The organism is Streptomyces sp. R41, from assembly GCF_041053055.1.
GTDB lineage: Bacteria > Actinomycetota > Actinomycetes > Streptomycetales > Streptomycetaceae > Streptomyces.
Map to the genome: position 1 here is coordinate 8,686,890 of NZ_CP163443.1, position 24,788 is coordinate 8,711,677.

A 24,788-nucleotide genomic window follows, 5' to 3' on the forward strand; every position below is an offset into this window, starting at 1 on the left:
GTAATTATTCTTGACGTGGCCGGAGTGCCACGCGAATCTGGATCCGCCGCGAGCGGGGCCCCGGCCGTCAGGGAGGGCCGGCCCCGCCGCGCGGAGCCACAGGGAGTCCTCCATGACGAACCATCAGCCCAGCCGACGCCGGCTCCTCGCCGGACTCGGTGCCGCCGGGACGGCGGCACTGCTCAGCGGCTGTGTCACCTCCACCTCCTCCGGCAAGAGCTCCTCCAAAGGCGCGGTGACCCTCCAGTCCAACCTCTCCGCTCCGCAGGCCAAGGCCGCGATGGAGGACATCGTCGCCGCCTACGCCAAGCAGGGATCCGGGCACGCCAGCCTCAACACCGTCGCCGCGGAGACCTTCCGCACCCAGCTGCCGACGTATCTGACCTCTGCCAACCCGCCGGACGTGTACACCTGGTACCCCGGCTCGGTGGCGGACGCCTACGCGAAGAAGAACCTGCTGCTCGACCTCGACGACGTCTGGGCCTCGCCCGACCTCAAGCGCTACTCCAAGGCGCTGCACTCGCTGTGCACCGCGAGCTCGGGCAAGAAGGTCTTCGTGCCCACCACCTACTACTGGTGGGGCATGTTCTACCGGAAGTCGAACTTCGCCAAGTGGGGCGTGAGCGAGCCGAAGAGCTGGGACGACTTCCTCGACCTGTGCGACAAGCTCAAGAGCAAGGGCATCGCCCCCATCGGGCTCGGCGCGGGCGGCAACACGGCCTGGGTGGCCTCGGCCTGGTTCGACTACCTCGACATCCGGATCAACGGTGCCGACTACCACCGTCAACTCCTGGCCGGGAAGCACCGGTTCGACGACCCCGAGGTGCGCAAGGTCTTCGACCGCTGGCAGGAAGTGCTGCCGTACTTCGACCCGGACGGCACCGCCGTCGCCTTCCAGGACGCCACGACCTCGCTGCTCAACGGCCGCAGCGGCATGATGCTGATCGGCACCTTCTTCGCCGACGCCGCCCCCAAGGACGCCCTCGACGACATCGACTTCTTCCGCTTCCCCGTCATCGATCCGAAGGTCCCGCTCGCCGAGGAAGCGCCCACCGACGGCTACTTCGCCAGCGCCCGCACCGGCCGCCACGACCAGGTCGTCGACCTGATGCGCTACCTCGCCACGGCCGAGGCCCAGGAGATCTACATCAAGGGATCGTCGGGCACCGTCCTGCCGTGCCACCCCGACGCCAAGGACGCCGGAACCGCCCTGGTGAAGAAGGGCCGCAAGCACATCGAGGAGGCCGTCGAGATCACCCAGTTCTTCAACCGGGACTCCAGCGACGCTCTCCAGCCCACCGCGGACACCGCGCTGACCAAGTTCCTGGCCAAGCCGAAGTCCATCGGCTCGATCCTCACCGACTGGCAGCGCGACGCCGAGAAGATCTGGCAGGCCTGACGTGGCCGTCCTGACCGCCCCCGAACGGAAGACCCCGGCCCCGCCGCGCCCTCGTGGCAAGCGGGCCCGGGGCCCGGGCCGCACACCCCCGCTGGTGCTCGCCTTCGTTCTCGTCCCGCTGCTCGCCGAGGCACTGTGGGTGTTCTGGCCCGCCCTGCAGGGTTTCTACCTCGCCCTCACCCAGTGGGACGGCGTCTCGGCGCCGCAGTTCATCGGCCTGGACAACTTCCGGGAGATGGCCCACGACGACACCTTCCGCAGCGCGGCCGGCCACACCGTGCTGTGGCTGGTGCTCTTCGGCGGCCTGTCCGCGCTCCTCGGCCTGGCCGCCGCGCTGCTGCTCCAGCAGGAGCGGCGCGGCGTCGGCTTCTACCGGGCCGCCCTCTTCCTGCCCGTCGTCTTCTCCCTGGTCGCCACCGCCCTGGTCTGGCAGGCGATCTACCAGCCCGACGGCGTCCTCAACCAACTCCTGGAGTCGGTGGGCCTCGGCAGCCTGCGCCACGCCTGGCTCGCCGACCAGGACACCGCCCTGTACGCGGTGATCGTGCCCGCGCTGTGGCGCCAGATCGGCTACGTCATGGTCCTCTACCTCGCCGGCCTCAAGGGCATCGACCCGGCCCTGTACGAGGCGGCCAAGGTCGACGGTGCCGGAGCGTGGCAGCGCTTCCGCCACGTCACGCTGCCCCAGCTGCGCAGCGTCAACGCCGTCGTCCTGTCCGTCATCGTCATCGACTCGCTGCGCTCCTTCGACGTCGTGTGGTCGCTGACCCGCGGCGGCCCCTACCACTCGTCCGAGCTGCTGAGCACGTACATGTACTCCACCGCCTTCCAGTCCCTGCGGCTCGGCTACGGCTCCGCCCTGGCCGTCGTCATCTTCGTCCTGGCCTTCGGTGTCATCTGCTCCTACCTCGTCCGCGCCTTCCGGGAGGCCGACTGATGTCCGCCACGTCCACGGCGCTGCGCCGCAAACGAGCCGCGACCGCGGGCTTCCACCTGGGCGCCGGCACCCTGGCCGTCCTGTGGCTGCTGCCCATAGCCCTGGTCCTGGTGACCAGCCTGCGCTCCTTCGACGACATCGCCGCACATGGCCTGGGCAGTTGGCCCCGCTCCTTCACCCTCGGCAACTTCCGCCAGGCCTGGGTCGACGGCGGCCAGCAGCGGGCCCTGATCAACAGCCTGGCCGTCACCGTGCCGTGCGTCCTGGTGACACTGGCCCTCGCCGCCATGGCCGCGTTCGCCCTCAGCCGCTACGAACTGCCCTTCCGCCGCTCCCTGTTGCTGCTCATGCTCGGCGGCAACCTGCTCCCACCGCAGATCCTGCTCATCCCGGTCTCCAAGCTGAGCGAGCTGATGGGCATCTTCGACACCCTGCCGGCCCTCGTCGGCGTGCAGATCGGCTTCGGCGTCGGCTTCTACGTCTTCGTCCTGCACGGCTTCATGCGCGCCATACCGCCCGAGATCCAGCAGGCAGCGGTCGTCGACGGCGCGGGTCCCTGGCAGGTCTTCTGGCGGATCATCCTCCCGCTGACCCGCCCCGCGCTCGCCGCGCTCAGCGCGCTGTCCTTCACCTGGATCTTCAACGACCTGCTCTGGGCGATCACCGTGCTGCGCAGCGACACCAAGATGCCGATCACCGCCGCCCTCATCGGGCTCCAGGGGCAGTACGTGTCGATGTGGAACGTGATCGCCGCCGGGTCGGTCATCGCGGCCGCGCCCACCGTGGCCGTGTTCCTCCGGTTCCAGCGGCACTTCGTGGCCGGCCTCAACCTGGGAGCGGTGAAGTGACCTCGTACCGGCGCTGGACCCTGCGCACCGAGAACACCAGCTACACCGTCCGTCTCTCTGCGGACGGCCCGTGGGCCGAGCTCGACGCCTGGGGGCCGCTCGGCGTCGAGCACGGTCCCTCTGCCCTCGACTGGTCGAGGCGCACGCACTTCATCACGCCCGCCGACGCGGCACCCGCCGAGTATCTGCCGTACGGGCTGCGGCCGTTCACCGGCGCCGAACTCGTGGCGGCTCGCCCGGGCGAGGAGCGGGGTGTGTGGTGGGACTTCGACGGGGCGGAGGAAGGGGAGGGGACGCTGCGGCTCGCCTTCACCGACGCCGTGCTGGGCCTCCGTACGGTCCTCTGCTACGAGACCGTGCCGGACACGGACGTGATCCTCCGCTGGACCGAGCTGACCGGTATGGAGGAACTGCGCCTGGAGCGGTTCGACTCGGCCGCCGTGAACATCCCCGTCACCGGCGCGGCCCGGCTCACGTACCTCGCCGGCCAGTGGTCGCAGGAGTTCCAGCGCACCCAACTCGACCTGAGCAGAGGCACGTTCAGCATGAGCAGCCTCCAGGGCGTGCCCGGACACGCGTACGCGCCCTGGCTCGCCGTGCAGGACTCGGACGCGGAGGCCGCGTATGGCGTCGCCCTCGAATGGCCGGGCAACTGGCACATCACGGCGGAGGCCGAGCCGGGTGGCGCCGTGCGCGTGCGCGCCGGGCGGGTCCCGCACGAGGGTGCGGTGCGTCTGGTTCCCGGCGACACCCTGGTGACGCCCCGCCTCGCATGCGCGTTCAGTCCGGACGGCCTCGACGGGCTCTCCCGCGTCTGGCACCGCTACGAACGTCACCTCGCCGGCGCGCGGCTGCACCGCCCCCGCAAGGTCCTCTACAACTCCTGGGAGGCCACCGGCTTCGACGTCGACGCGGCAGGTCAGCTGGAGCTGGCCAAGGCGGCCGCGGACATCGGCGTCGAACTGTTCGTCGTGGACGACGGATGGTTCACCGGCCGCGCCGACGACACCGGGGGACTGGGCGACTGGTACCCCGACCCGGCGGCGTTCCCGCAGGGCTTCGACCGGTTCGTCGAGGATGTACGCGCCCTCGACCTGGACTTCGGCCTGTGGATCGAGCCGGAAGCCGTCAGCCCGAAAAGCCGCCTGTACGCCGAACACCCCGACTGGGTCTACCGGATCGGCGACCGTCCCGCCCGACTGGTCCGCAATCAGCTGCTGCTGGACCTGGGCCGCACCGACGTCCAGGACTTCGTTATCGGCACGCTCGACCGACTGCTGACCGCGTACGACATCAGCTACCTGAAGTGGGACATGAACCGGCCGCCCACCGAACGCGGCCGCCCGGGCACCGAACGCGCCGACCGGCTCGACCTGGACGCCGGGCACGTCACCGGGTATCTGCGCGTCCTGGACCACCTGCGCGCCGCCCACCCCGCTGTCACCGTCGAGGGCTGCGCGGGCGGCGGCGGTCGCATCGACCACGCGACCCTCGCGCGGACGGATGTCGTCTGGCCCAGTGACAACACCGCCCCACTGGACCGGCTGTCCATCCAGTACGGCTTCCTGCACGCCCATGCCCCGCACGTCATGAGCTCCTGGGTCACCGACGCCCCCGGCGTGTTCGACCCACGCCCTCGCAGCCTCGCCTTCCGCTTCGTGAACGCCATGTGCGGCGTCCTCGGCATCGGCGCCGACCTGCGTGCCTGGACCGGGGAACAGCAAGCCGAGGCCGCCCGGTGGATCGCCCGCTACAAGGAGGTGCGCCAGATCATCCACGAGGGCGAGGCCCGGCTGCTCGGCACCCCCGAGGACTCCACCTGCGGTGTGCAGTACGACGCCCCGGACGCGGGCACCACCGTCGTCGCCGCGCTCAGCACGGGACGCCTCGACGGCGCTCCGCTCGTGCCCGGCCGTCCCGACCGGCTCAGGCTGCGAGGCCTGGACCCCGATGCCCGCTACCGCGACAACGCCGCGGGAACGACGTACAGCGGAGTCCATCTGCTCCACTACGGGGTGCCTTTCAGCTGGAGCGCCCACCACGACGCCGAACTGGTGGTGCTGACACGGCAGTAGACCCGGCGGCATATGTTGCCCAGCACGGCAGACCAGCAGTCCCGTTCCCGCAAAGGAGTCGAACCCCACGATGGACCAGTCCGCACGACGGTACGGTGCCCGCTTCACCGGCCGCACGGCCGTGGTCACCGGCGCGGCCTCCGGGATCGGAGCGGCCACGGCCGAACGCCTCGCCCTGGAGGGAGCCGCCGTCGTGCTCGCCGACATCGCCGAGGAGCGCGGCGAGGCCGTGGCCGAGCAGATCACCAAGGCCGGCGGCCTCGCCCGGTTCGTCGGAGCCGACGTCGCCGCGGCGGACGACTGGACACGGATCGTGGCCGCCGCCCACGACTTCGGACCGGTGGACGTCCTCGTCAGCAACGCCTTCACCGTCGACGTCGCCCCGGCTCACGAGATGTCCCTCGCCTCGTGGCAGCGGCAGTTCGCCGTCAACGTCACCGGCAGCTTCCTCGGCTTCCAGGCGGTCGTACCCGATCTGCGGGCCCGCTCGGGGGCGGTGGTGCTGACCTCGTCCGTCCACGCCTACAAGGGCATCCCCGGACATCCCGCCTACGCGGCCTCCAAGGGCGCTCTGCTGTCCCTGTGCGGTCAACTCGCCGTCGAATACGGGCCCGAGATACGGGTCAACGCCGTCGTGCCCGGACCGATCCTGACCGCCGCCTGGGACAGGGTGCGTCCCGAGGACCGGGAGCGCAGCATCGCCGAGACGGCCGCCCGTCGCTTCGGCACCCCCGAGGAGGTGGCCGCGGCCATGGCGTTCCTCGCCGCCGACGAAGCCTCCTACATCACGGGCACGAGTCTCGTCGTGGATGGCGGCTGGAGCGTCGTCAAGGCCTCCGCATGACCACGCTCACCTCTGAAGCAGAAAGGCTGTACGACATGACGCCCTACGCCCGTCGCGGCGTGCACGGTCAGACCGTGGAAGCCCTCGCCCGCCGCATCCTGAGCGGCGCGATCCCCGAGGGCGCCACGCTCGACCTGGTGGCACTGCAGAGCGAGCTGGACGTGAGCCTCACCGCGCTGCGTGAGTCCCTCAAAGTGCTCGCCGCCAAGGGCATGGTCGACGCCCGCCAAAAGCGCGGCACCTTCGTACGCGCCCGGGCCGACTGGAACCTGCTCGACGCCGACGTACTGCGCTGGCAGTTCGAAGGCGGCCGTACCACCGAGGCCGAGCGCGCGCTGCTGCGCAACCTCGCCGAAGTGCGCGCCATCATCGAACCGGCCGCCGTGCGCCTCGCCGCCGAGCGGCGCACCGACGCCGACCTCGCCGCCCTCGACAAGGCCCTGGAGGCGATGGGGGAGCAGGACGCCGATGCCGCACACGCCGTCGAAGCCGACCTCGCCTTCCACCGTGCCCTGCTCGCCGCCACCCACAACGAACTCCTCGAACGCATGGAGATGGTGATCGAGTCGGGCCTGGCCCACCGCGACCGCATCGTGCACAGCCACCCCCACAGCGAGGACCCCGTACCGGCCCACCACGCCGTCCTGGACGCCGTACGGGACCAGAACCCGCTGGCCGCCGAGGCCGCGATGCGTGCCCTGCTCGACCAGGCCGGCCGCGATCTGGACCGCATCGGCGGCTCCGACGAGACGGAAGGCCCCCGCGCTCAGTGAAGATCACTCGCATCGAAACCTTCCTCGTCCCGCCACGCTGGCTGTTCTGCCGCATCGAGACCGACGACGGCGTGGTCGGCTGGGGCGAACCCGTCGTCGAGGGACGCGCCGAGGTCGTCCGCGCCGCCGTCGACGTCCTGGCCGAATACCTCGTCGGCCAGGACCCGCTGCGCATCCAGGACCACTGGCAAGTACTCACCAAGGGCGGCTTCTATCGCGGCGGCCCCGTCCTCTCCAGTGCCGTCGCCGGCCTCGACCAGGCCCTGTGGGACATCGCGGGAAAGACCTACGGCGCCCCGGTGCACGCTCTGCTGGGCGGCCCCGTGCGCGACCGGGTCCGGGTCTACGCCTGGGTCGGCGGCGACGAACCCGCCGAGCTCACCGAGCAGATATCCGCCCAGGTGGAGGCCGGTTTCACCGCCGTCAAGATGAACGGTGCCGGGGCCACATCGCCGGTGGCCACCGCGGCCGAGACCGCGGCGGTCGTCGCCCGCGTGACAGCCGCCCGCGAGGTCCTCGGCCCGGACCGCGACGTCGCCGTCGACTTCCACGGCCGCTTCACCGTCGCCAGCGCCCGCCGGGTCCTGGCCGAACTCGCCTGTCTGCACCCGCTGTTCGTCGAGGAACCCGTCGTCCCTGAACAAGGGCACCTGCTGCCCGGCCTGGTCGCGGCGACCGACGTCCCGCTCGCCACCGGCGAACGGCTCTACGAGCGCGGCGAGTTCCTGCCCGTCCTCGCCGCGGGCATCGCGGTCGCCCAGCCAGACCTGTCCCACGCCGGCGGCATCTCCGAGGTGCACCGCATCGCCTCGCTCGCCGAGACCTACGGCGCCCTCCTCGCCCCGCACTGCCCGCTCGGCCCGATCGCCCTGGCGGCCAGCCTCCAGATCGCGTTCGCGACGCCGAACTTCCTGATCCAGGAGCAGAGCCGAGGTATCCACTACAACAAGGACGCCGACCTGCTCTCCTACCTCGTCGACACCGAACCGTTCCGGTTCGTGGACGGGTACGCACCTCGCAGCGAGGCACCCGGCCTGGGCATCACCGTGGACGAGGCTGCCGTACGCGCGGCCGACCGCACCGGTCACCGCTGGCGCAACCCGGTGTGGCGGCACGCCGACGGCTCCTTCACGGAGTGGTGACGGTGCCCCTGGAAATCGTCACCGACCCTGCCCATGGCGGCCGGTGGACGTCACTGCGGGCAGGCGGCCGCGAATGGCTGTGGAGACGCGAGGCCCCAGGACGCGAGAGCGTGTCCCCCGGCGATGTCTTCGTGGATGCGGGAGGGCTGGAGGAATGCGTCCCCACCGTGCGGGGTGCTCCCGACCACGGAGATGCCTGGTCGCGGCCCTGGACGCGTGACCAGCACGGCACGGAAACCGTGCGGGCGAGCCGATTCGTTCTGACGCGCGCGATGCGGCCCACGGCCGACGGCGTAGAGGCCGACTACGTCCTGACCGCCGACCCGGATTTCCGCTTCGTCTGGGCCGCCCACGCCCTGCTCGACCTGTCCGAGCACGCCACCCTGCATGCCCGCGCGGGAGCGAGCACCCGTCTCTTCCCGGAAGCGGCCCCACTCTTGGGCCGGACGTGGCCGACAGGCGCCCCCTGGGTGGAGGGAAGCTGGCCCGCCCCCCGCGGACTGAGCCTGGACCGGCTCGGCCCGGACGACGGCACCGCGGTCGGAGCCGTCGTGGACGTATCACGCTGCTGCGTCCACGACCACGAGGACCGCCTCGCGCTGACCCTCGAAGCCGACGGACAGCCGCTGTCGATGGGTCTGTGGCGCAACCTCGGCGGCTTTCCCGCCGAACACCCGTATCGCAGTACGGGGGTCGAGCCGATGCTCGGCCGGGTCTTCGACCTCGCCGAGGCGAGCCCCGGTGACGCCGCCCGCGTGCCGGCGTCCGGGGAAGTCCGCTGGCGGCTCACGCTGACCGCGGACTGCCGCTGCCCCTGAACCGACCTGTGAGACAAGGAGCCTCGTCCATGGATCTTCGAGCGGCCCTGACCGCCCACCGCCTGGTCGCGATCGTACGCGGCGCCGACCCTGAGGCCGCGTTGCGCACTGTGCTGACCCTGGCCGACGCGGGCATCGAGCTGATCGAGGTGTCGCTGACCGGCAAGGACGCCCTGTCCGTCATCGAGCGGGCGCGGAGGGATCTCGGCCCCGACCGGCCCCTCGGCGCCGGCACCGTCCTGACCGCCGACGACGCCCGGGCTGCCCACCGGGCCGGGGCGGACTTCGCGGTCACCCCCGCGCTGGGAGACGGTGCCGAGGCCGCACGCGAACTGGGCATGCCTGTCCTGGCCGGCGTCATGACGCCGACCGAGATCCTGACCGCACGCACCCTCGGTGCCGCCGCACTGAAGATCTTCCCCGCTGCCCAGGCCGGCGGCCCCGCCTACCTCAGGGCCCTGCGAGGACCGTTCCCGCACGAGCCGTTCGTCCCGGTGGGCGGCATAGACGATCTGGCCGCCCGCGCCTATCTGGCCGCGGGAGCAACCGCCGTCGGCGTCGGCTCACCCCTCGTGGGCGACGCCGCCGACGGCGGCAGCCTCACCGACCTCCGTGCCCGCGCCCGCGCCTTCCGAGCCGCCGTACAGGAGGTCACGCGGTGACCGAAGCCCTCCGTCCCGACCGACTGGAACTCGGCGAAGGCATCCGCTGGACGGAAAGCGGCATCGTGCTCGTGGACATCCTCGCGGGCCGGCTGCTGACCGCCCCCGACGATCCCGGCGCGCCCTTGAAGGAACTGGCTCAACTGCCGGAACCCCTGGGAGCGGTGGCGCCCGTGGCCGACCGTCCCGGCACCTGGATCGCCGCGGCCGGGACGGGGATCTGCCTGCTCGCCCCCGACGGCTCCACGACGTGGCTGGCGCGCCCCGAGGCGGCGGCTGCGCTGCCCATGCGCATGAACGACGCCACCGCCGATCCCTCCGGCCGGTTCTGGGCGGGCAGTATGGCCTACGGGGCCGACGAGGGCGCCGGCGCGCTCTACCGGGTGGACCACGACGGCACGGTGGTCCGCGTCCTTGACGGGATCACTGTGCCGAACGGGCCCGCGTTCACGGCCGACGGCCGCACCATGTACCTGGCCGACAGCGCCCGGGGGATCATCCGGCGATACTCCGTCGACCCGGTGACCGCCCGCCTCGGCGCACCGGAGGCGTTTGTCACCGTGGACGAAGGCAGCCCCGACGGCATGGTGGTCGATGTCGAAGGAGCCGTCTGGGTCGCCGTGTGGGGCACGGGAGAGGTACGCCGGTATCTGCCGGACGGCCGCCTGGACCGCACCTTGAAGCTGCCGGCGAGTCAGCCCGCCGGTGTGTGCCTCGAACACGACATCCTTCACGTCACCACCGCCCGCGTAGGTCTTTCCGCACCTGGCGTGCACGATGGCGCACTCTTCGCCGTGCCGGTCGACGTACCGGGGACACCGGCGCCCGCCTACCGGCTCGACACCGCTGGGCGAATGCGGCCGACGGTCGCGGCGGAGCCGGCATGAACACCCCCTGGCTTCCCCTCACCGGACCGGTCGTGTGCATCGGCGAGACGATGGCAGCCCTGGCCCCCGACCCGCCCCGGCCGTTGCAGGACGCCGAGTCTCTGCGCCTGTCGGTTGCCGGAGCCGAGTCGAACGTCGCGATGTACCTGGCGGACCACGGCATCCCCGTCGCCTGGCTCTCGGCCCTCGGGGATGACGCACTGGGGCTCCGTGTCCGGACTGCCGTCGCAGACGCGGGAGTTGACGTCTCGCACGTGCGTATCGACCCCCACCGCCCCACGGGCCTTCTCGTGAAGAACCCGCTGACAGCCGGTACCCGTGTCCACTACTACCGGAGCAATTCGGCAGCCTCCGCCCTCGGTCCCGAACTCCTGGAACAGGAACCGGTGCGCACGGCCTCCGTACTTCACTTCACCGGCATCACACCGGCACTCTCCTCGTCCTGCCGGCGCCTGGTCACGCGTGCCCTGGCCGCTCCCGCCGGCGAGCGGCCGTATGCGATCAGCTTCGACGTCAATCACCGCGCCGCGTTGTGGCCGGCCGGCACGGCTCCGGCCATGCTGCGTGAGCTGGCGGACCGGGCGGACATCGTCTTCGTCGGTCTCGATGAGGCGCAGGACCTGTGGGGCGCGAAACTGACGGCCACGAGCATCCGTGAGCTGCTCCCGAATCCCAGGATCCTGGTCGTCAAGGACGGGGCCCGCGCCGCGTCCGCTCTCACCGAGGAGGGCATCCGGACGGTGCCGGCACTGCGGACGACGGTCGTGGAGCCCGTCGGCGCCGGTGACGCTTTCGCGGCCGGCTTTCTCGCGGGCCTGGTACGAGGACTGACCATGACGCAAGCCCTCCGGCTGGGTCACGTCACCGCCGTGTCCGCTCTCAAAGTGACGGGAGACCACGGCACCTTGCCCGGGACCGAAGAGATGGAACGGCTCCTCCAGATCCCGGCGCGGGAGTGGGAAGTGCTGGATGCCGACCAGCTCTGAGGGAGTTTCCGGTGGGAGAACCGAGCCTGCTCGACCTGTTGGAGGGGCGGCCCCAGCGGACTCTGCAGCCGGCGCCTGGCGTTGCGGCCACCCATGCCGCGAGGCGCTATGGACGGGCGAGTGCCGAGGCCAGAGCGTCCAGCTGTTCGGACACCGGGCCGAGGGTGATCAGGCCGCTTCCGGCTCCGGCGAGTTCGGAGGAAGCGGGCTGCAGTTGTGTATACGCACGCTGCATCATCGTGTGGTCGCCCACACGGATCGCCGCCTGCGCGAGAAGACACCAGAGTGCCTCGAACAACAGATCGCGCGGTGGGGAGGCGATGTCCCGCAGAGCGTGGCGGGCATCGTCGTCATGTCCTTGGGATACGAGCAGGACGGGACGCACCCAGGGTTCGTAGGGGCCCCAATCGGTCTGCCCGTCCATCCGGCCGATGAGTGCCGGCCGGCTGTGGCGGACGTAGAGACTCAGCCGGGCCAGGGGCAGCAGGCCGCGTTGCAGCCCCGGCATACCGGACCCGTCCAAGCAGCCGGCAGCCTCCTCGTACGCGGACTCGGCCGCCCGCAGGGGCTGCGTCATGGAGGCGCGCAATGCTCGGTACCACGTGGTGAAGACGGACACGAGCGGTAGTTCGTGTCGTTCGGACAGCGTGTTCGCAGCCTCCGCGTGCCGGTCGGCTCCGGAGAAGTCGGCGAGCGCGCATCGTGACTGCAGGCGAATCAGGTGGCCCAGTACCTCGTACGTGACGAGGTTGTTGTGCGATGACAGGGACACCACTTCGGCGCCGATCGCATCGCGTCGGGCAGCCAGACCGGCCCGGTGAAACGTCTGCATGAAGAGGCCGTTCAGGGCGAAGGCCAGCAGCGACGGGTTGTTGAGGCGCCGTGCGATCTGCTCCGCCTGCCGGGCGGCCTGAAATGCGTGCGCACCTGCCCCCGTAGCCGCTGGTTCGGTGGGGAGAGTTCCGCGGGACTCCACGGCGATGGTGGCGAGCAGCCGCCCATATACCGCCCCGTGGTTAGCGGCCGGCAGGAGCCGCAAGGTCCGTTCCGCCGCGCCCACCAACCACTCGGCCTGCACCGGGTCGTCCGACCGGGTCCAGATCGCGGGCACGTCGTAGATGCCGATCACCCGGGCCGTGAGTTCGGGGTCGCCCAGCTGCTCCGCCGCGGCCACGGCCGCCACCCGGTGGCGCCGGGCGGCCTCCAGTCCGCCCCCTCCCGTCACCGCCAGGTCGCGCATCAGGCCGGCGGTGGACTCCAGCCGCGTCCGGGCACGGGAGGCGACGGCGCTCTCGTAGGCGGCTGCCGCCTGAGCCCAGACCTGGTCCGCCGTTCCGCCGGGCCCGGGGTCCAGGTGATCGGCTTGCTGCAGCACGTCCGTTTCCAGACGGCGCAGCCTCGGGCCGGGATCCACTCCCAGGTGATCTCTGAGCATCTGCCGCGCGCGACGGACCACGGACAGCGCGTCCGCCTGCCGTCCGGACCGATACAGGGCTAGTGCGAGAAGGTGCCAGGCGTCCTCGCGCCACGGATGCTCGGCAACATGGGCATCCAGATCCGGTACGGCCTCGGCGGCCGCGCCCAGGGCGATCTGCGCTTCGGCACGGCGCTCGACGGCATGGAGGCGCAGTTCGGTCAGGCGGGAGCGTTCTGCGCGGACCCACTGCTCGTCCGCGAAATCGACGTAGGCCGGCCCCCGCCACGTGCCCAGCGCGTCGGTGAGCCGGGACACGAGGTCCGCGGGACGAAGACCGGCCCCGGAACCCACGGCCTTCTCGAACCGCCAGGCATCGACATCGTCGTGTGCTGCCCGGAGCGCGTAGCCGGGGCCTTCGGTGACCAGAAGCCGGGCCGGGGCCCGAGGTGGCCGGTCGGGTTCGAGGGAGCGGCGCAGGCCGGCGACGAAAGTCCGGATCGTGCCGACCGCGTCCGCGGGCGGCTCCTCCCACAGATCCTCCACCAGCCGCGAGACCGGTACGACGTGGCGGCGGGCCACGATGAGACGGGCCAGCACCGCGCGGTGCATCGGTCCCTTGAGGGAGACGGCTTCTCCGGTCTCGTCCCAGGCCAGGACGGGCCCCAGGACCCCGAAGTCCATGCGCATGCCGGCGTCCGTCCTTCTCCGCTGCTCCCGCTCCTGGCTCAACGTACAGCGTGTCCGTCGTTCATTGGCTGCTCATTGAGGCCCCGCACGCTGGACGCATCGAGTGACCGGGACACGTCGCGGACAACCGGATGACCAAGCCCCACCGGAACGAAAAGAGCCCAGCCATGGAACCCACCATCACCGGATTCGACTATCAGCGCGTAGCGGTGACCGACGATGTCTCGCTCAGCGTCGCCGTCGGCGGCTCCGGCACACCGATCGTGCTTCTCCACGGCTTCCCCGAGACCCATCTGATGTGGCGGCACGTCGCCACGGACCTCGCTGCCGACCACACCGTCATCTGCCCCGACCTGCGCGGCTACGGAGACAGCGGCAAGCCGGCGGCAGACGGCCCCGACACCTACGCCAAGCGGACCATGGCACGCGACATCGTCACCCTGGCGAAGAAGCTGGGACACGACCGCTTCGCTCTGGCCGGTCACGACCGCGGGGCCCTGGTGGCCTTCCGGGCGGGGTTGGACCACCCCGACGCGATCACTCACCTGGCCTGCCTCGACGTGCTGCCCACGGTCGACATGTGGGAAGCGCTGCACGGCACGACCGCGGCCGTCGGCTTCCACCTGTACCTCATGGCCCAGCCGGCCGGTCTGCCCGAGCGGATGATCGCCGCCAGCGCAGACGCGTTCTTCGGTCATTTCCTCGATCTGTGGGCCAACGACCCCGAAGCCATTCCGGGCGACATCCGCGCCGCCTATCTGCGGGCCTGCCGCAACGCGGTGCCCTCGATCGTCGCCGACTACCGCGCTTCCGCCGGTATCGACGTCGAACACGACCAGGACGACCGCGCGGCCGGCAACAAGCTGACCATGCCCGTGACCGTCCTTCAGCAGGACTGGGGCGCCGCGCTCGGCTATGAAGCCGCCACCGTGTGGGGAGCGTGGTCGTCCGACCTGCGGCACTCCACCGTCTCGTGCGGCCACTTCATGGCCGAGGAGGCTCCCACCGACATCGCCGAAGCACTGAGGGACCTGCTGGCGCGTTAGCCGCGGGGAGCCCGGCTTCTTCCTCATGCTCGTGCTCCCGTCATGACGGTGCACCGCATCGTCGACGACGTCCTGCTCCCAGGACGTACGCGGCGGGCTCGCAGAGACTTTCACGCGATGTCGGGCTCAGTGAACGGAGAACCCGCCGTCGACGAAGATCGACTGTCCTGTGACGTAGCCGGAGGCGCGGCCGGCCAGGAACACCGCCGCTCCGGCGAAGTCCTCGGCCAGGCCGTTGCGCCCGACCATCGTGCGCGCGGCCAGCGCCGCCACCTTCTCCGGGTCGGACGACAACCGCGCGTTGAGCGGGGTCATGACGAATCCGGGCACCAGCGTGTTGCAGGTGACGCCGTGTGGCGACCACGCCTCGGCCTGAGAGCGGGCCAGCGACTCCAGCGCCCCCTTGGAGACCCCGTAGGCGCCGCTCTGGACGAACGCCCGGTGCGCCTGCTGGGAGGTGATGTGGATGATCCGCCCGAAGCCCCGCTCGGCCATGCCGGGCCCGAACCGCCGGCCCAACAAGTAGGGCGCCTCCAGGTTCACCGCCATCGTGGTGTCCCACACCTCCTCGTCCAGCTCGCTCATCGGCGGCCGCAGGTTGATCCCGGCGCTGTTGACGAGAATGTCGGGCTCGCCGAACACTTCGGCCGCTTGCTCCGCCGCCGCGCGCACCCCATCGCGGGTGCTCAGGTCCGCGCTCACCCAGGCCGCCCGGCAGCCGTCGGCCGCCAGCTCGTCGACCGTGGCGGCCAGTTCCGACTCCTTGCGCGCCACGATCACCACGCTCGCCCCCGCTCGCGCGAGAGCCCCGGCGATGGCTCGGCCGATGCCGGAACTGCCGCCCGTCACCACGGCGACCCGGCCGTCCAGCGAGAACAGTTCGGAGAGGTAGCTATGCGAGATCATGCCCGCACCCTAGACGGTGGCCGCCGATGAGAACTCTGGCGGTTCCGTGGGGCACCAGCCCGATGACGTGTCGCCGGCCTGCATTCGCCGTAGCCGTCACGGACACGCAGTCAGAACCAACTCAACAGCGGGGTCACGGTTCGGCTGGACGGGGAAGTGGACGATCGGGCGATCGGGCCTGCGAAGATGCCCGTCATGGCCTCGAATTCTCCTGCAGCGTCCGCGGGCACCGACCGCCTGTTGCGGAGGGGGTTCGCCCTCGAATGGGCCACCTTGTTCTGGAACGTCATCGGAATCGTCGTGCTCGCGTTCGCCGCCGTCGCGGCGCGCTCAGTGGCCCTGGCAGGCTTCGGCCTGGACTCCCTGATCGAGATCGGCGCCTCGACCGTGGTGATCTGGGAGCTGTCGGGCACCGGAGTGGACCGGCAGCGCAAGGCCATGCGCTTGATCGGCGCGGGATTCATTGCGCTGGCGCTCTACCTGCTGGTGCAGTCGACCTGGGTCCTGGCCACTGGTTTTCACGCCCACCGCAGCCCGGCAGGGATCGCCTGGACCACGGTCACCGCCGTGGTGATGTTCGCCCTGGCCTGGGGCAAGGCCCGTATCGGCGCGGCGATCGACAACCCGGTGCTCAAGACCGAAGGCCGTGTCACCCTGATCGACGGCCTGCTGGCCACCGCCGTCCTGCTCGGCTTGGTCCTGAACTCGACCCTCGGCTTCTGGTGGGCCGACCCACTGGCCGGCTACGTCATCGTCTACTACGGGATCAAGGAAGCGCGCGCCGCCCTGACCCACTGAGCTGCTCCTGTCGATGGCGATTCGATGGCGATGTGGAGAAAGACTGCGGGTTTGCTCGGCGCATCCCGCGGGCGTGGGTTCGATGATCCTGGCGGAGGCGAGCCCCGGGTGTTCGACGAGCGGTTCGCGCAGGGCGCAGGGCGGGCAGACCGCCGACCCGCATCGCCTCGGTCGTGGAAACGGCAAGGCTGCACGGACGCCCACATCCGCAGCATCATCGGCGGCCCAACCAGCAAGTGACAACGAGGGGTTGTCGCTCCGTCAGTGACAACCTACGGTTGTCGGTATGAGCGAGAAGCCCACTGTGGAGCAGCTCATCGCAGCGGCCCACGCCCGCGCCGGCAGTGACGACGAACTCGCGCTCCTGGACGCCGTCGTCGCCGTCACCCAGGACCTGTCGGGTCAAGCGGACGAGGCCGTCGACCAGGTCGTACGGCAGGTGCGCGCCGCCGGACACTCCTGGACGGCGATCGGCGAACGTCTCGGCGTCTCCCGCCAGGCGGCGCGCCAGAAGTACGCGGACCGCGTCGACCGTATCCAGGAGGCGCCCGCGACGGTCGGTCTGATCCGCGGCCGCGACCTCAGCAACGGCCTGGCGGCCGCGCTGGCCGAGGCCGAGACCGAGGGTCTCACCGAGGCCGGCACCGAGCACCTCCTGCTCGGCCTGCTCACCGACGGCGTGGCCGCCGCCACGCTGGAGCAACTCGGAGTCACCCGCGACAAGATCCGTGACGCGAGCCGCCGCCTCTTCGACTACCCCACCCGTGCGGCAAGGACCGGGGAGCCGGTGTTCTCCGCCGAGGCGAAGGCGGCTCTCGCCGTCGCGGAACAACTGGCCACCGAACGTACGCCCGTCTGTGCCCCGGTCGTGGTCAACACCGCACAGCTGCTCGCCGTCATCGCCACCAACCCCGGCTCCCGCGCCCGCCGAGTCCTCAACGACATCGGCATCGACCCCGCCGACATCAAGCGTCAGCTCCACTGCTACATCGACATCCCCCGTACCGCCTTCGGCCGTCGCGCCCGCCGCAAGCGCCGCCCCGACGACACCTCCGCCCGCTGCTCCTTCTGCGGCCACCCGCGCAGCGCCGAGCGCCGCCTGGTCGCGGGACCGGACGTGTGGATCTGCGCGGACTGTGTCGCCCTGTGCGGCGAGATCCTCGCCCAGCCCGCGGACGTCGGACCCGCTCACTGAATCGCCCCTCTCGGCCCCGGGGGCCTCCCACACCTGCACGCGGGCTGTGGGAGCCCGCAGTTTCGGTCATTTGGGACGATGGGCCGCGATGCCCACCCCGACACGTCGGTGTGCGGATCCGGATCTGCACGCCGACGGACCGGACCAGCCGCACCGAATCCGGTCGGCCTCGACAGTGAAGGAGGACCCGTGCCCGACGACCTCGTGTCCACCACGGCCGGAGATCCGGGTGGTCCTGTCGATCCGCGTATCGGTCCGCAGCCCGTCGACGACGTCGACCGGCCCGCCGCCTTCACCCTGATGGCGTCGGGCTGGTATCCACCCGGACGGCTCGTCACCCAGTCCTACGGCTTCTGCTTCACGCCCGAGGGACAGGTCGTGCTGGTCGCCACCGACGACGGATTCTGGAATCTGCCGGGCGGCCAGGTCGAGCCGGGCGAGGAGCCCGCCCAGACCCTGGTCCGCGAGGTCGCCGAGGAAGCGTGTGCCCGGGTGATCCGCAGCCGCTACCTCGCCTGCCAGCACGTCTGGGATCCCCAGGCACCGTCCGGCCCCACCAGCCACTACCAGACCCGCTGGTGGGCGAGGATCGAGTGCGACCCGTGGCGCCCCCGACACGAGACCGTGGACCGCCGCCTGCTCCCGCCGCACGAGGCCATCGACGCCCTGTCCTGGCGGCGCAAGGAGATCGTGACCCTCCTGCTGGACCTGGCACTCGCCGCCGAGCACAGCGACGTAGCCGAAGAGAACGGGCGCTGAGGCGGAGGATTTCAGCGAACCGCCTGTACCGCAGCCGCTGACCCTGCTGGACCGGCTGCTCCCCGTGTACGCCGAGGTGCTGGCAGACCTGCGGGCAGCCGGCGCTGACTGGGTTCAGCTCGACGAGCCCGCCCTCGTCCAGGACCGCACCCCGGCCGAACTGAAGGCCGCCGCCCGTGCCTACCGCGAACTCGGCGCCCTCGCCGACCGGCCAAAACTCCTCTGATCGCCTCCTACTTCGACCGGCTCGAAGAAGCCCTGCCCGTCCTGGTCAAGGCCCCGGTCGACGGGCTCGCCCTCGACTTCACCGGACCCGCCGCGGCCAACCTCGACGACCTGGCGTTCGTCGGCGGCCTGCCCGGCAAGCGCCTGGCCGCGGGTGTCGTGGACGGCCGCAACGTCTGGATCAACGACCTCGGAAAGTCCCTGTCCACCCTGGGCACCCTCCTCTGCCTCGCCGGCCGCGTGGACGTGGCCGCCTCCTGTTCCCTCCTGCACGTCCCCCTGGACGCCGCCGACGAACCCGGCCTGGACCCGCGGACCGCCCGCTGGCTGGCCTTCGCCCGCCAGAAGACCACCGAGATCGCCACGCTCGCCCGCGGCCTCACCGAGGGCACCTGCGCGATCGCCGCCCAACTCAAGGCCAACCGTGCCGACTTCGCCTCCCGAGCCGGATCCGCCCTCACTCACGATCCCGCCGTGCGCGCCCGGGCCGCGGCGATCACCGGCGCTGACGCCCGCCGCTCCCAGCCATACTCCGAACGGGTCACGGCTCAACGTGCCCACCTGCGCCTGCCGCTGCTGCCGACGACCACCATCGGCTCCTTCCCGCAGACCGACGAACTGCGCTTCTCCCGCGCGGACTTGAGGGCCGGACGAATCGACGCGGTGGCGTACGAGCAGCGCATCGAGGCCGAGATCCGCGAGGTCATCACCTTCCAGGACAAGGCCGGCCTCGACGTCCTGGTCCACGGCGAAGCCGAACGCAACGACATGGTCCAGTACTTCGCCGAACAGCTCACCGGTTACCTCGCCACCCAGCACGGCTGGGTCCAGTCCTACGGCACGCGCTACGTACGCCCGCCGATCCTGGTCGGCGACATCTCCCGCCCCGACCCGATGACGGTGCGCTGGACGACGTACGCCCAGTCCCTCACCGACCGCCCGGTCAAAGGCATGCTCACCGGCCCGGTCACCATGCTCGCCTGGTCCTTCGTCCGCGACGACCAGCCGCTCGCCGACACCGCCCGTCAGGTCGCGCTGGCCCTGCGGGAGGAGGTGGGCGACCTTGAGGCGGCCGGGACTTCGGTCATCCAGGTCGACGAGCCCGCGCTGCGGGAGACGCTCCCACTGCGGGTGGCGGACCGGCCCGGCTACCTGCAGTGGGCCACGGAGGCGTTCCGCCTGACGACGTCCGGCGTTCGCCCGGACACCCAGATCCACACGCACATGTGCTACGCCGAGTTCGGCGACATCGTCCAGGCCATCGACGACCTCGACGCCGACGTCATCAGCCTGGAGGCCGCCCGCTCCCACATGCAGGTCGCCGACGAACTCGCCGCGGCCGGTTACGCGCGAGGTCGGCCCCGGCGTCTACGACATCCACTCACCGCGCATCCCCAGCACCGACGAGTCAACTGCCTCGTTGTACAAGGGACTTGAGGCCATCCCGAGCGAACGGCTCTGGGTCAACCCCGACTGCGGCCTGAAGACCCGCGGCTGGCCCGAGGTCCGCGCCCCCTGGAGAACCTCGTCACCGCCGCCCGCCAGGTCCGCTCCACCCTGACCGGCACCGAGTCCTGACACACGAGGGGCCGCCGTGATGGAGCGAACGGTCCCACGGCGGCCCCTCCCCCCTGCGCCTTTTACTCGGCTGCGGTCAACGGCCGCCCGCAGCGCAGATTCCACCGTCCTGACCGGCCGCTGAGCTCCGTCACGCTCAACGGGGCGACGTCGAGCCGCCAGAAGGTCTGCGCGGGGACCGCGAGCGCGTGCACCAGGCCCGCCCGTACGACGGCGGGCTCGGCAACCGCGAGGATCCGCCCGCCGTGCCCGGACCACGACTCCAGCCAGTTCCCGACGCGGTCCACCAGATCCACCACCGACTCACCGCCGTGCGGCGTCACGGCCGGATCGGCCAGCCACTCGGCGATCCCCTCCGGCGCCTCCTGGGCGAGCTCGTCCAGCGACCGGCCCCGCCAGCGACCCACATCGAGATCCCGCAACTCCCGTACCACAGCGGCATCCAGGCCGAGGGCTTCGGCGGTACCGCGGCACCGCTCCGACGGGGCGGTGAGCATCACTTCGTGCGGTGGCAGGGCATCCGCGGCCGCACGGGCCCGCCGTGCGGCCGACTCGTCCAGCGGCGCGTCGTCGAACCGGACCTGTCGCAGGGCCGCGTTGACCGCCGGCGACACCAGGGTGATACGCGCCACCAACATTCCCTTCATCTGCACCAATTCGCCCAACTAGGGGCGCGCATTGCGCCACATGCGCCGTAGCGGCCGTGGCCGTCGCGCGCTACGGTCTCATGGACATCGACGGCGTATGGAAGTCCGGTGAGAATCCGGCACGGTCGCGCCACTGTATGTCCGGCACAGGACCCGCACTCCGGGGCCCATGTCGGACGAGTCAGACCCAGGCCGTCGGACGAGCACCAATGACCGGGACGCGTTGTTCCCAGGAGGTTCCGCCATGGCCCAGTCCGCCATTCCCGCGCCGAGCGCACCCCAGGTGTCGGAGATCACCCCCATCTCCCTCAAGGCGATCGCGCCGTGGGCGGCCTTCATCGGCATCCTCGCGCTGATCCTCCTGTACTTCGTCGGAGCCGAGCAGGGCGCCACCGCCCTGATCTCCGGCGAGAACGTGCACGAGTGGGTGCACGACGGCCGCCACCTGCTCGGCTTCCCCTGCCACTGACACAGCTGACACCGCTCACCAGTCTCGGCCTCGTCCCCAGGGGAATCGAAGAAGACCATGAACTCCATATCGGTAAGGGCGCTACTCGTCCGCGGCATGCTCGCCGGCCTCGCCGCCGGCGTGCTGGCGCTGATCGTCTCCTACCTGCTCGGCGAGCCCCGCGTGGACTCCGCCATCGCCTACGAAGAGGGCCACAGCCATGAGCACGGCGTGGAACTCGTCAGCCGCACCATGCAGTCGACCGCCGGTCTGGCCACCGGTGTCCTGATCTACGGCGTTGCCATCGGCGGCATCGCGGGCCTGGCCGTCTGCGTCGCCCTGGGCCGCATCGGCCGCTTCGGCCCGCGCGCCACAGCGGCCCTGGTCTCCATGGCCGCGCTGATTGCCGTATACGTCGTCCCGTTCCTGAAGTACCCGGCCAACCCGCCGTCCGTGGGCGACCCCGACACCATCGGCAAGCGCACCACTTTGTACTTCCTGATGGTCGCGCTGAGCGTGCTCCTCGCCGTCGCGGCGACGATCCTCGGCAAGCGCCTGGCCCCGCGCCTGGGCAATTGGTACGCCACGGTGGCCGCGGCGGCGGCCTTCGTCGCGGCCGTCGGTCTCGCCTACGCCTTCCTGCCCGCCATCAACGAGGTACCCAAGGACTTCTCGGCAACCCTGCTGTGGCAGTTCCGCCTGGCGGCCCTGGCCATCCAGGCCACCCTGTGGGTGTCCTTCGGCCTGGTCTTCGGCCACCTCGCCGAACGCCTCCTGTCCCCTCGTCCGGTGGCGAAGACCAGCACCGGCACGACGACCGGCGCCGCAACCGCGGCGCACTGACACCCCCGCTGAACGCTGAACTCCGTTGCGCCGTCAGGCCTGCCATCTGGCACGCCGGACGGCCCAACGGCGTTGAGCGAGAGGGACTTGTAGGCCGCGGTGAGTCTCTCGTGGCCGAGCTCGACCGGCCACATCCAAGTTCGTAGGGTTCGGGCTTCATGGTGTACGAGGCCCGCAGCGACCATCCCTCCCTCGACGTCACCTACTTCCGCAACCGGCGGTTCTCCGCGTCCGTCGCCGCCATCGGCTCGGGTATCTTCGCGGCCACCGGCCACCGGCCACCGGCCACCGGCCACCGGCGCGCAGTGCGCGGCGCCTTGCCCACGGTCGGCGGTCAGGCGACGCCGATGTGCTGGACGTGGCCCTCGGCCGGTTCGTAGACGGGCCAGCCGGGATTGCCGGTCTCAGCGAACCGTATCCACGATCGGTGGATCCGGGCGGCGAGGGGGGCTGACGGTTCGGCGTTGCCGAGGAGCCCTCGTGGGCCGCGCAGTGATGGCAGGGACAGGCGGTCGAAGACGAACGGCAACTCCATGACATGGCTGGCGCCCAGTCGCCCGTCGATCGCGTCGGAGCGCCAGACGAATTCGTAGCAGTACGTCCGTCCGGCCGCAGCGCTCGCGTGTGCGGCGGCCATCTGCCGGGAGCCGGCTGTGAACAGCCCGTCGCCGAGGATGGTGGTGCGCAGGTCGGCGGCTGAGGCGGATGGGTGCTGTGCTCGGTAGGCACGGACGGCTTCGTCGGGGTCGGGGTGGAACTGCGCCGCGGTGTCCCGGACATCGGCATCGGTGGTGCTCGCCAGGAGTCCCAACGGGGCAAGGTAGAGACTGCCCTCGTCGAGATTGGCGCCGATCAGCAAGTCGACCTCGTCTCCCTGGCCGGCGGCGACCGCGGTGGCCGGCTGGCGCTCGCTGACCAGGCTGAAGGAGGTGATGCCGCCGAGCGGGTCGTGGTGGGTGGACGTGCGCAGGTCCAAGCCGGTCAGGCCGGCCATGACGGCGACGAGGCGCTCGTCGGGGATCTCGGCCAGGGTTTTGACTGTGGGTTCAAGGTCCAGCTCGCGTCCGACCGCCGCGGTGACAATGCCGGCCTGGTCGGGAGTGAAGGCGCCGGTGCCGGTGCCGCTCTGGATGATCGCCCGTCGGACGAGGCCGGCCGAGGCCGGGTCGGCGAGGATGCCGCCGACGATGATGGCTCCGGCGGACTGGCCGAAGAGCGTGACGTTGCCGGGGTCACCGCCGAAGCGGGCGACGTTCTCCCGGATCCAGTGCAGGGCGGCCAGGACGTCGAGCATGCCGCGGTTGTCCGGAGCGTCAGGCAGGTGCAGGAAGCCGGGGATGCCCAGGCGGTAGTTGACGGTGATCAGCACGACGCCGTCGCGGGCGAAAGCCGTTCCGTCGTAAAGCGGTGCACGGCTGGAGCCCGCGACGAACCCTCCGCCGTGCACGAACACCATGACCGGCCGGGTCGGTCCATCGGATTGCGGGGCCCAGATGTTCACGGTGAGGTAGTCGTCCCCGCGCTGCCAGCCCGGGCCGAAGTAGGGCGACATGTCGAGGGTGCCGAAGGAGTCCCGGGTGGGCTGGGGCGCGGTCGGTCCCGGCCGCGTCGCGTCACGGATCCCGGTCCACCGTTCGTGCGGGCTCGGCGCGGCGAAGCGCCTGCGTCCGACAGGCGGTGCGCAATAGGGCACATCGAGGAAGACAGTCCCATGTCCGTGGCGGCGACCGCGGATCGGGCCTGAGGTGGTGGTGACGGTGGCGGGATCGGCGGGTGCCATCTCGGATCTCCTCGCTGCTGGTTGCTCACGTGGATGCCGCCGCTCCGGGGTGGCCGGAGCGGCGGCGGGGTGGAATCGGGGTCAGTACCGGGTGATCGGCGCCCACTTCTTGATCACGAATCCGCTGCCCTTGTCCTCGACTTCGAGGGCGCTGTGGCCGCTGAAGTGGGCGGGCAGGACGAGGGCGTTGGCGTCGGCGGCCCAGCCGAGCAGCCTGCGGCGGGTTGTGCGGGCCTGGTCCGGGTCCTGGCAGAAGCAGCTGTTGTGGTCGGGCTGCATGACCTGCAGGGGAGTGTGCATCAGGTCGCCGGCGAACAGGGCACGGTCGCTGCCGGAGGCCAGCTTGACGACGCTGGACCCGGGCGTGTGGCCGGGGGCTGCTTCCAGGCGCAGGCTCGCGTCGATGCGGTGGCTTGTCTCCCACAGCTGGACCTGTCCCGCGGCGTGCACGGGGGCGACGCTGTCCTCGAAGACGTTCTCGTTGACGCCGCCGGCGATGTCCGGGTTGTTCTCCGGGTTCCAGAAGTTGAAGTCGGCCTTGGGCATCAGGTGGGTGGCGTTCGGGAACGTGGGCACCCAGGCGCCGTCGATCAGGCGGGTGTTCCAGCCGACGTGGTCGACGTGCAGGTGGGTGTTGACCACCAGGTCGACGTCTTCGGGCCGCACACCGGCGCGGGCGAGGTTGCCGAGGTAGTCCAGCCGCAGGTGGTCCCATCCGGAGACGGCCGGGCGGGACTTGTCGTTGCCGACGCCGGTGTCGACCAGGATGGTCCTGCCCTCGCTGCGCAGCAGCCAGGTCTGCATGGCGACGTGGACCATGGCGTCGTCGGCACCCAGATGGTCGGGCACCAGCATCTCGCGGTGTTCCTGCCAGGCATGCTCGGGCAGGTCGGGGAAGAACTGGTCCGGGGGCATGATCGGACCGTGCATCTCCTCGATGCGGGTGACGGTGACATCGCCGAGTTCGAGCTCGTGCATGGTCTGCATGGCGTTCTCCTGACGTGCGGGTCTTCTCGGGAGACCGGGGGTGGCCGTGACCGGCCGACCCGGGTGTCGACAGAGCGGGGCGGCCAGGGGAGCCGGTGTGC

The 24,788-nt window shown here is 70.9% G+C and carries 23 protein-coding genes, 1 pseudogene and 1 riboswitch; of the genes and pseudogenes, 19 read left to right on the forward strand and 5 right to left on the reverse strand.

From position 1 onward, the window contains the following. Positions 1-112 precede the first annotated feature (112 nt). From AB5J53_RS39395 to AB5J53_RS39445, 11 genes are all read left to right on the forward strand, one after another. On the forward strand, positions 113-1,399 hold the full coding sequence (locus tag AB5J53_RS39395) for an ABC transporter substrate-binding protein (RefSeq protein WP_369250386.1): 1,287 nt from the start codon (positions 113-115) through the stop codon (positions 1,397-1,399). Between the two features lies 1 nt (position 1,400). Next, entirely contained in the window at positions 1,401-2,336 is a 936-nt protein-coding gene (locus AB5J53_RS39400) for a carbohydrate ABC transporter permease (protein ID WP_369250387.1), read from the forward strand. Continuing rightward, positions 2,336-3,184 (forward strand): carbohydrate ABC transporter permease, encoded by an 849-nt coding sequence (locus AB5J53_RS39405; RefSeq protein ID WP_369250388.1) that lies wholly within the window; start codon positions 2,336-2,338, stop codon positions 3,182-3,184. The genes AB5J53_RS39400 and AB5J53_RS39405 overlap by 1 nt, the downstream gene beginning before the upstream one ends. Then, a complete protein-coding gene (locus AB5J53_RS39410; protein WP_369250389.1) occupies positions 3,181-5,259 on the forward strand; it encodes an alpha-galactosidase in 2,079 nt (692 codons plus the stop codon). Before AB5J53_RS39405 ends, AB5J53_RS39410 begins: the two co-directional genes overlap by 4 nt. 70 nt (positions 5,260-5,329) lie before the next feature. Further along, positions 5,330-6,103, forward strand: coding sequence for an SDR family NAD(P)-dependent oxidoreductase (locus tag AB5J53_RS39415; protein WP_369250390.1), 774 nt, complete (start codon positions 5,330-5,332; stop codon positions 6,101-6,103). A gap of 35 nt (positions 6,104-6,138) precedes the next feature. Next, positions 6,139-6,876 carry a FadR/GntR family transcriptional regulator gene (locus AB5J53_RS39420; RefSeq protein WP_369252743.1) on the forward strand — a complete coding sequence of 246 codons (738 nt, stop codon included), beginning with the start codon at positions 6,139-6,141 and terminating at the stop codon, positions 6,874-6,876. Then, positions 6,873-8,018, forward strand: a complete 1,146-nt coding sequence (dgoD, locus tag AB5J53_RS39425) for a galactonate dehydratase (RefSeq protein WP_369250391.1) — start codon at positions 6,873-6,875, stop codon at positions 8,016-8,018. Before AB5J53_RS39420 ends, dgoD begins: the two co-directional genes overlap by 4 nt. Further along, positions 8,015-8,836: a hypothetical protein gene (locus AB5J53_RS39430; protein WP_369250392.1), complete on the forward strand. Its 822-nt coding sequence runs from the start codon at positions 8,015-8,017 to the stop codon at positions 8,834-8,836. Before dgoD ends, AB5J53_RS39430 begins: the two co-directional genes overlap by 4 nt. A gap of 29 nt (positions 8,837-8,865) precedes the next feature. Next, entirely contained in the window at positions 8,866-9,498 is a 633-nt protein-coding gene (locus tag AB5J53_RS39435; RefSeq protein WP_369250393.1) for a bifunctional 4-hydroxy-2-oxoglutarate aldolase/2-dehydro-3-deoxy-phosphogluconate aldolase, read from the forward strand. After that, the gene (locus AB5J53_RS39440; protein WP_369250394.1) at positions 9,495-10,385 is read left to right on the forward strand and encodes an SMP-30/gluconolactonase/LRE family protein; all 891 of its coding nucleotides are present in this window, start codon (positions 9,495-9,497) and stop codon (positions 10,383-10,385) included. Before AB5J53_RS39435 ends, AB5J53_RS39440 begins: the two co-directional genes overlap by 4 nt. Beyond that, positions 10,382-11,371 carry a sugar kinase gene (locus AB5J53_RS39445; RefSeq protein WP_369250395.1) on the forward strand — a complete coding sequence of 330 codons (990 nt, stop codon included), beginning with the start codon at positions 10,382-10,384 and terminating at the stop codon, positions 11,369-11,371. The genes AB5J53_RS39440 and AB5J53_RS39445 overlap by 4 nt, the downstream gene beginning before the upstream one ends. A 106-nt stretch (positions 11,372-11,477) precedes the next feature. Here AB5J53_RS39445 and AB5J53_RS39450 read toward each other — a convergent pair whose 3' ends face one another. Continuing rightward, entirely contained in the window at positions 11,478-13,475 is a 1,998-nt protein-coding gene (locus tag AB5J53_RS39450; RefSeq protein ID WP_369250396.1) for a BTAD domain-containing putative transcriptional regulator, read from the reverse strand. Positions 13,476-13,642: 167 nt separating this feature from the next. Between AB5J53_RS39450 and AB5J53_RS39455 the strand changes: the two genes are divergently transcribed. Continuing rightward, on the forward strand, positions 13,643-14,521 hold the full coding sequence (locus AB5J53_RS39455) for an alpha/beta fold hydrolase (protein ID WP_369250397.1): 879 nt from the start codon (positions 13,643-13,645) through the stop codon (positions 14,519-14,521). Between the two features lie 126 nt (positions 14,522-14,647). Here the strand turns inward: AB5J53_RS39455 and AB5J53_RS39460 are convergent, their stop codons facing one another. Further along, positions 14,648-15,427, reverse strand: coding sequence for an SDR family NAD(P)-dependent oxidoreductase (locus AB5J53_RS39460; RefSeq protein WP_369250398.1), 780 nt, complete (start codon positions 15,425-15,427; stop codon positions 14,648-14,650). A gap of 195 nt (positions 15,428-15,622) precedes the next feature. Between AB5J53_RS39460 and AB5J53_RS39465 the strand changes: the two genes are divergently transcribed. The 4 genes and pseudogenes from AB5J53_RS39465 to metE all read left to right on the forward strand — a co-directional run. After that, positions 15,623-16,225 (forward strand): cation transporter, encoded by a 603-nt coding sequence (locus tag AB5J53_RS39465; RefSeq protein ID WP_369250399.1) that lies wholly within the window; start codon positions 15,623-15,625, stop codon positions 16,223-16,225. A 286-nt stretch (positions 16,226-16,511) separates the two neighbouring features. Beyond that, positions 16,512-17,420: a Clp protease N-terminal domain-containing protein gene (locus AB5J53_RS39470; RefSeq protein WP_369250400.1), complete on the forward strand. Its 909-nt coding sequence runs from the start codon at positions 16,512-16,514 to the stop codon at positions 17,418-17,420. Between the two features lie 189 nt (positions 17,421-17,609). Further along, positions 17,610-18,179 carry an NUDIX hydrolase gene (locus AB5J53_RS39475; RefSeq protein ID WP_369250401.1) on the forward strand — a complete coding sequence of 190 codons (570 nt, stop codon included), beginning with the start codon at positions 17,610-17,612 and terminating at the stop codon, positions 18,177-18,179. A gap of 31 nt (positions 18,180-18,210) precedes the next feature. Then, positions 18,211-19,982 (forward strand): annotated as a pseudogene (metE, locus tag AB5J53_RS39480) (5-methyltetrahydropteroyltriglutamate--homocysteine S-methyltransferase); the annotation flags it as partial. A 62-nt stretch (positions 19,983-20,044) separates the two neighbouring features. Here metE and AB5J53_RS39485 read toward each other — a convergent pair. Next, a complete protein-coding gene (locus tag AB5J53_RS39485; protein ID WP_369252745.1) occupies positions 20,045-20,617 on the reverse strand; it encodes a histidine phosphatase family protein in 573 nt (190 codons plus the stop codon). Between the two features lie 68 nt (positions 20,618-20,685). Beyond that, positions 20,686-20,841: riboswitch (cobalamin riboswitch) on the forward strand. Between the two features lie 32 nt (positions 20,842-20,873). Between AB5J53_RS39485 and AB5J53_RS39490 the strand changes: the two genes are divergently transcribed. The 3 genes from AB5J53_RS39490 to AB5J53_RS39500 all read left to right on the forward strand — a co-directional run bounded on the left by AB5J53_RS39490 (position 20,874) and on the right by AB5J53_RS39500 (position 22,300). Beyond that, positions 20,874-21,098: a CbtB domain-containing protein gene (locus AB5J53_RS39490; RefSeq protein WP_189192273.1), complete on the forward strand. Its 225-nt coding sequence runs from the start codon at positions 20,874-20,876 to the stop codon at positions 21,096-21,098. A gap of 57 nt (positions 21,099-21,155) precedes the next feature. Further along, positions 21,156-21,920, forward strand: a complete 765-nt coding sequence (locus AB5J53_RS39495; RefSeq protein WP_369250402.1) for a CbtA family protein — start codon at positions 21,156-21,158, stop codon at positions 21,918-21,920. A 158-nt stretch (positions 21,921-22,078) separates the two neighbouring features. Beyond that, positions 22,079-22,300 (forward strand): hypothetical protein, encoded by a 222-nt coding sequence (locus AB5J53_RS39500; RefSeq protein ID WP_369250403.1) that lies wholly within the window; start codon positions 22,079-22,081, stop codon positions 22,298-22,300. On the opposite strand, the gene AB5J53_RS39505 is transcribed toward AB5J53_RS39500, so the two are convergent. Then, entirely contained in the window at positions 22,255-23,700 is a 1,446-nt protein-coding gene (locus tag AB5J53_RS39505) for a carboxylesterase/lipase family protein (RefSeq protein ID WP_369250404.1), read from the reverse strand. The genes AB5J53_RS39500 and AB5J53_RS39505 overlap by 46 nt on opposite strands. 81 nt (positions 23,701-23,781) lie before the next feature. Continuing rightward, positions 23,782-24,678, reverse strand: coding sequence for an MBL fold metallo-hydrolase (locus AB5J53_RS39510; protein WP_369252747.1), 897 nt, complete (start codon positions 24,676-24,678; stop codon positions 23,782-23,784). Between the last annotated feature and the right edge of the window lie 110 nt (positions 24,679-24,788).

What these genes read in the sequence shown, in the direction of transcription:
- AB5J53_RS39450 (WP_369250396.1), bottom strand. Translation starts at nt 13,475, where the DNA reads ATGCGCATGGACTTCGGGGTCCTGGGGCCCGTCCTGGCCTGGGACGAG.
- AB5J53_RS39505 (WP_369250404.1), bottom strand. Translation starts at nt 23,700, where the DNA reads ATGGCACCCGCCGATCCCGCCACCGTCACCACCACCTCAGGCCCGATC.
- AB5J53_RS39455 (WP_369250397.1), top strand. Translation starts at nt 13,643, where the DNA reads ATGGAACCCACCATCACCGGATTCGACTATCAGCGCGTAGCGGTGACC.
- AB5J53_RS39460 (WP_369250398.1), bottom strand. Translation starts at nt 15,427, where the DNA reads ATGATCTCGCATAGCTACCTCTCCGAACTGTTCTCGCTGGACGGCCGG.
- AB5J53_RS39500 (WP_369250403.1), top strand. Translation starts at nt 22,079, where the DNA reads ATGGTGTACGAGGCCCGCAGCGACCATCCCTCCCTCGACGTCACCTAC.
- AB5J53_RS39470 (WP_369250400.1), top strand. Translation starts at nt 16,512, where the DNA reads ATGAGCGAGAAGCCCACTGTGGAGCAGCTCATCGCAGCGGCCCACGCC.
- AB5J53_RS39510 (WP_369252747.1), bottom strand. Translation starts at nt 24,678, where the DNA reads ATGCACGAGCTCGAACTCGGCGATGTCACCGTCACCCGCATCGAGGAG.
- AB5J53_RS39395 (WP_369250386.1), top strand. Translation starts at nt 113, where the DNA reads ATGACGAACCATCAGCCCAGCCGACGCCGGCTCCTCGCCGGACTCGGT.
- AB5J53_RS39445 (WP_369250395.1), top strand. Translation starts at nt 10,382, where the DNA reads ATGAACACCCCCTGGCTTCCCCTCACCGGACCGGTCGTGTGCATCGGC.
- AB5J53_RS39405 (WP_369250388.1), top strand. Translation starts at nt 2,336, where the DNA reads ATGTCCGCCACGTCCACGGCGCTGCGCCGCAAACGAGCCGCGACCGCG.
- AB5J53_RS39420 (WP_369252743.1), top strand. Translation starts at nt 6,139, where the DNA reads ATGACGCCCTACGCCCGTCGCGGCGTGCACGGTCAGACCGTGGAAGCC.
- AB5J53_RS39415 (WP_369250390.1), top strand. Translation starts at nt 5,330, where the DNA reads ATGGACCAGTCCGCACGACGGTACGGTGCCCGCTTCACCGGCCGCACG.
- AB5J53_RS39490 (WP_189192273.1), top strand. Translation starts at nt 20,874, where the DNA reads ATGGCCCAGTCCGCCATTCCCGCGCCGAGCGCACCCCAGGTGTCGGAG.
- AB5J53_RS39495 (WP_369250402.1), top strand. Translation starts at nt 21,156, where the DNA reads ATGAACTCCATATCGGTAAGGGCGCTACTCGTCCGCGGCATGCTCGCC.
- AB5J53_RS39435 (WP_369250393.1), top strand. Translation starts at nt 8,866, where the DNA reads ATGGATCTTCGAGCGGCCCTGACCGCCCACCGCCTGGTCGCGATCGTA.
- AB5J53_RS39465 (WP_369250399.1), top strand. Translation starts at nt 15,623, where the DNA reads ATGGCCTCGAATTCTCCTGCAGCGTCCGCGGGCACCGACCGCCTGTTG.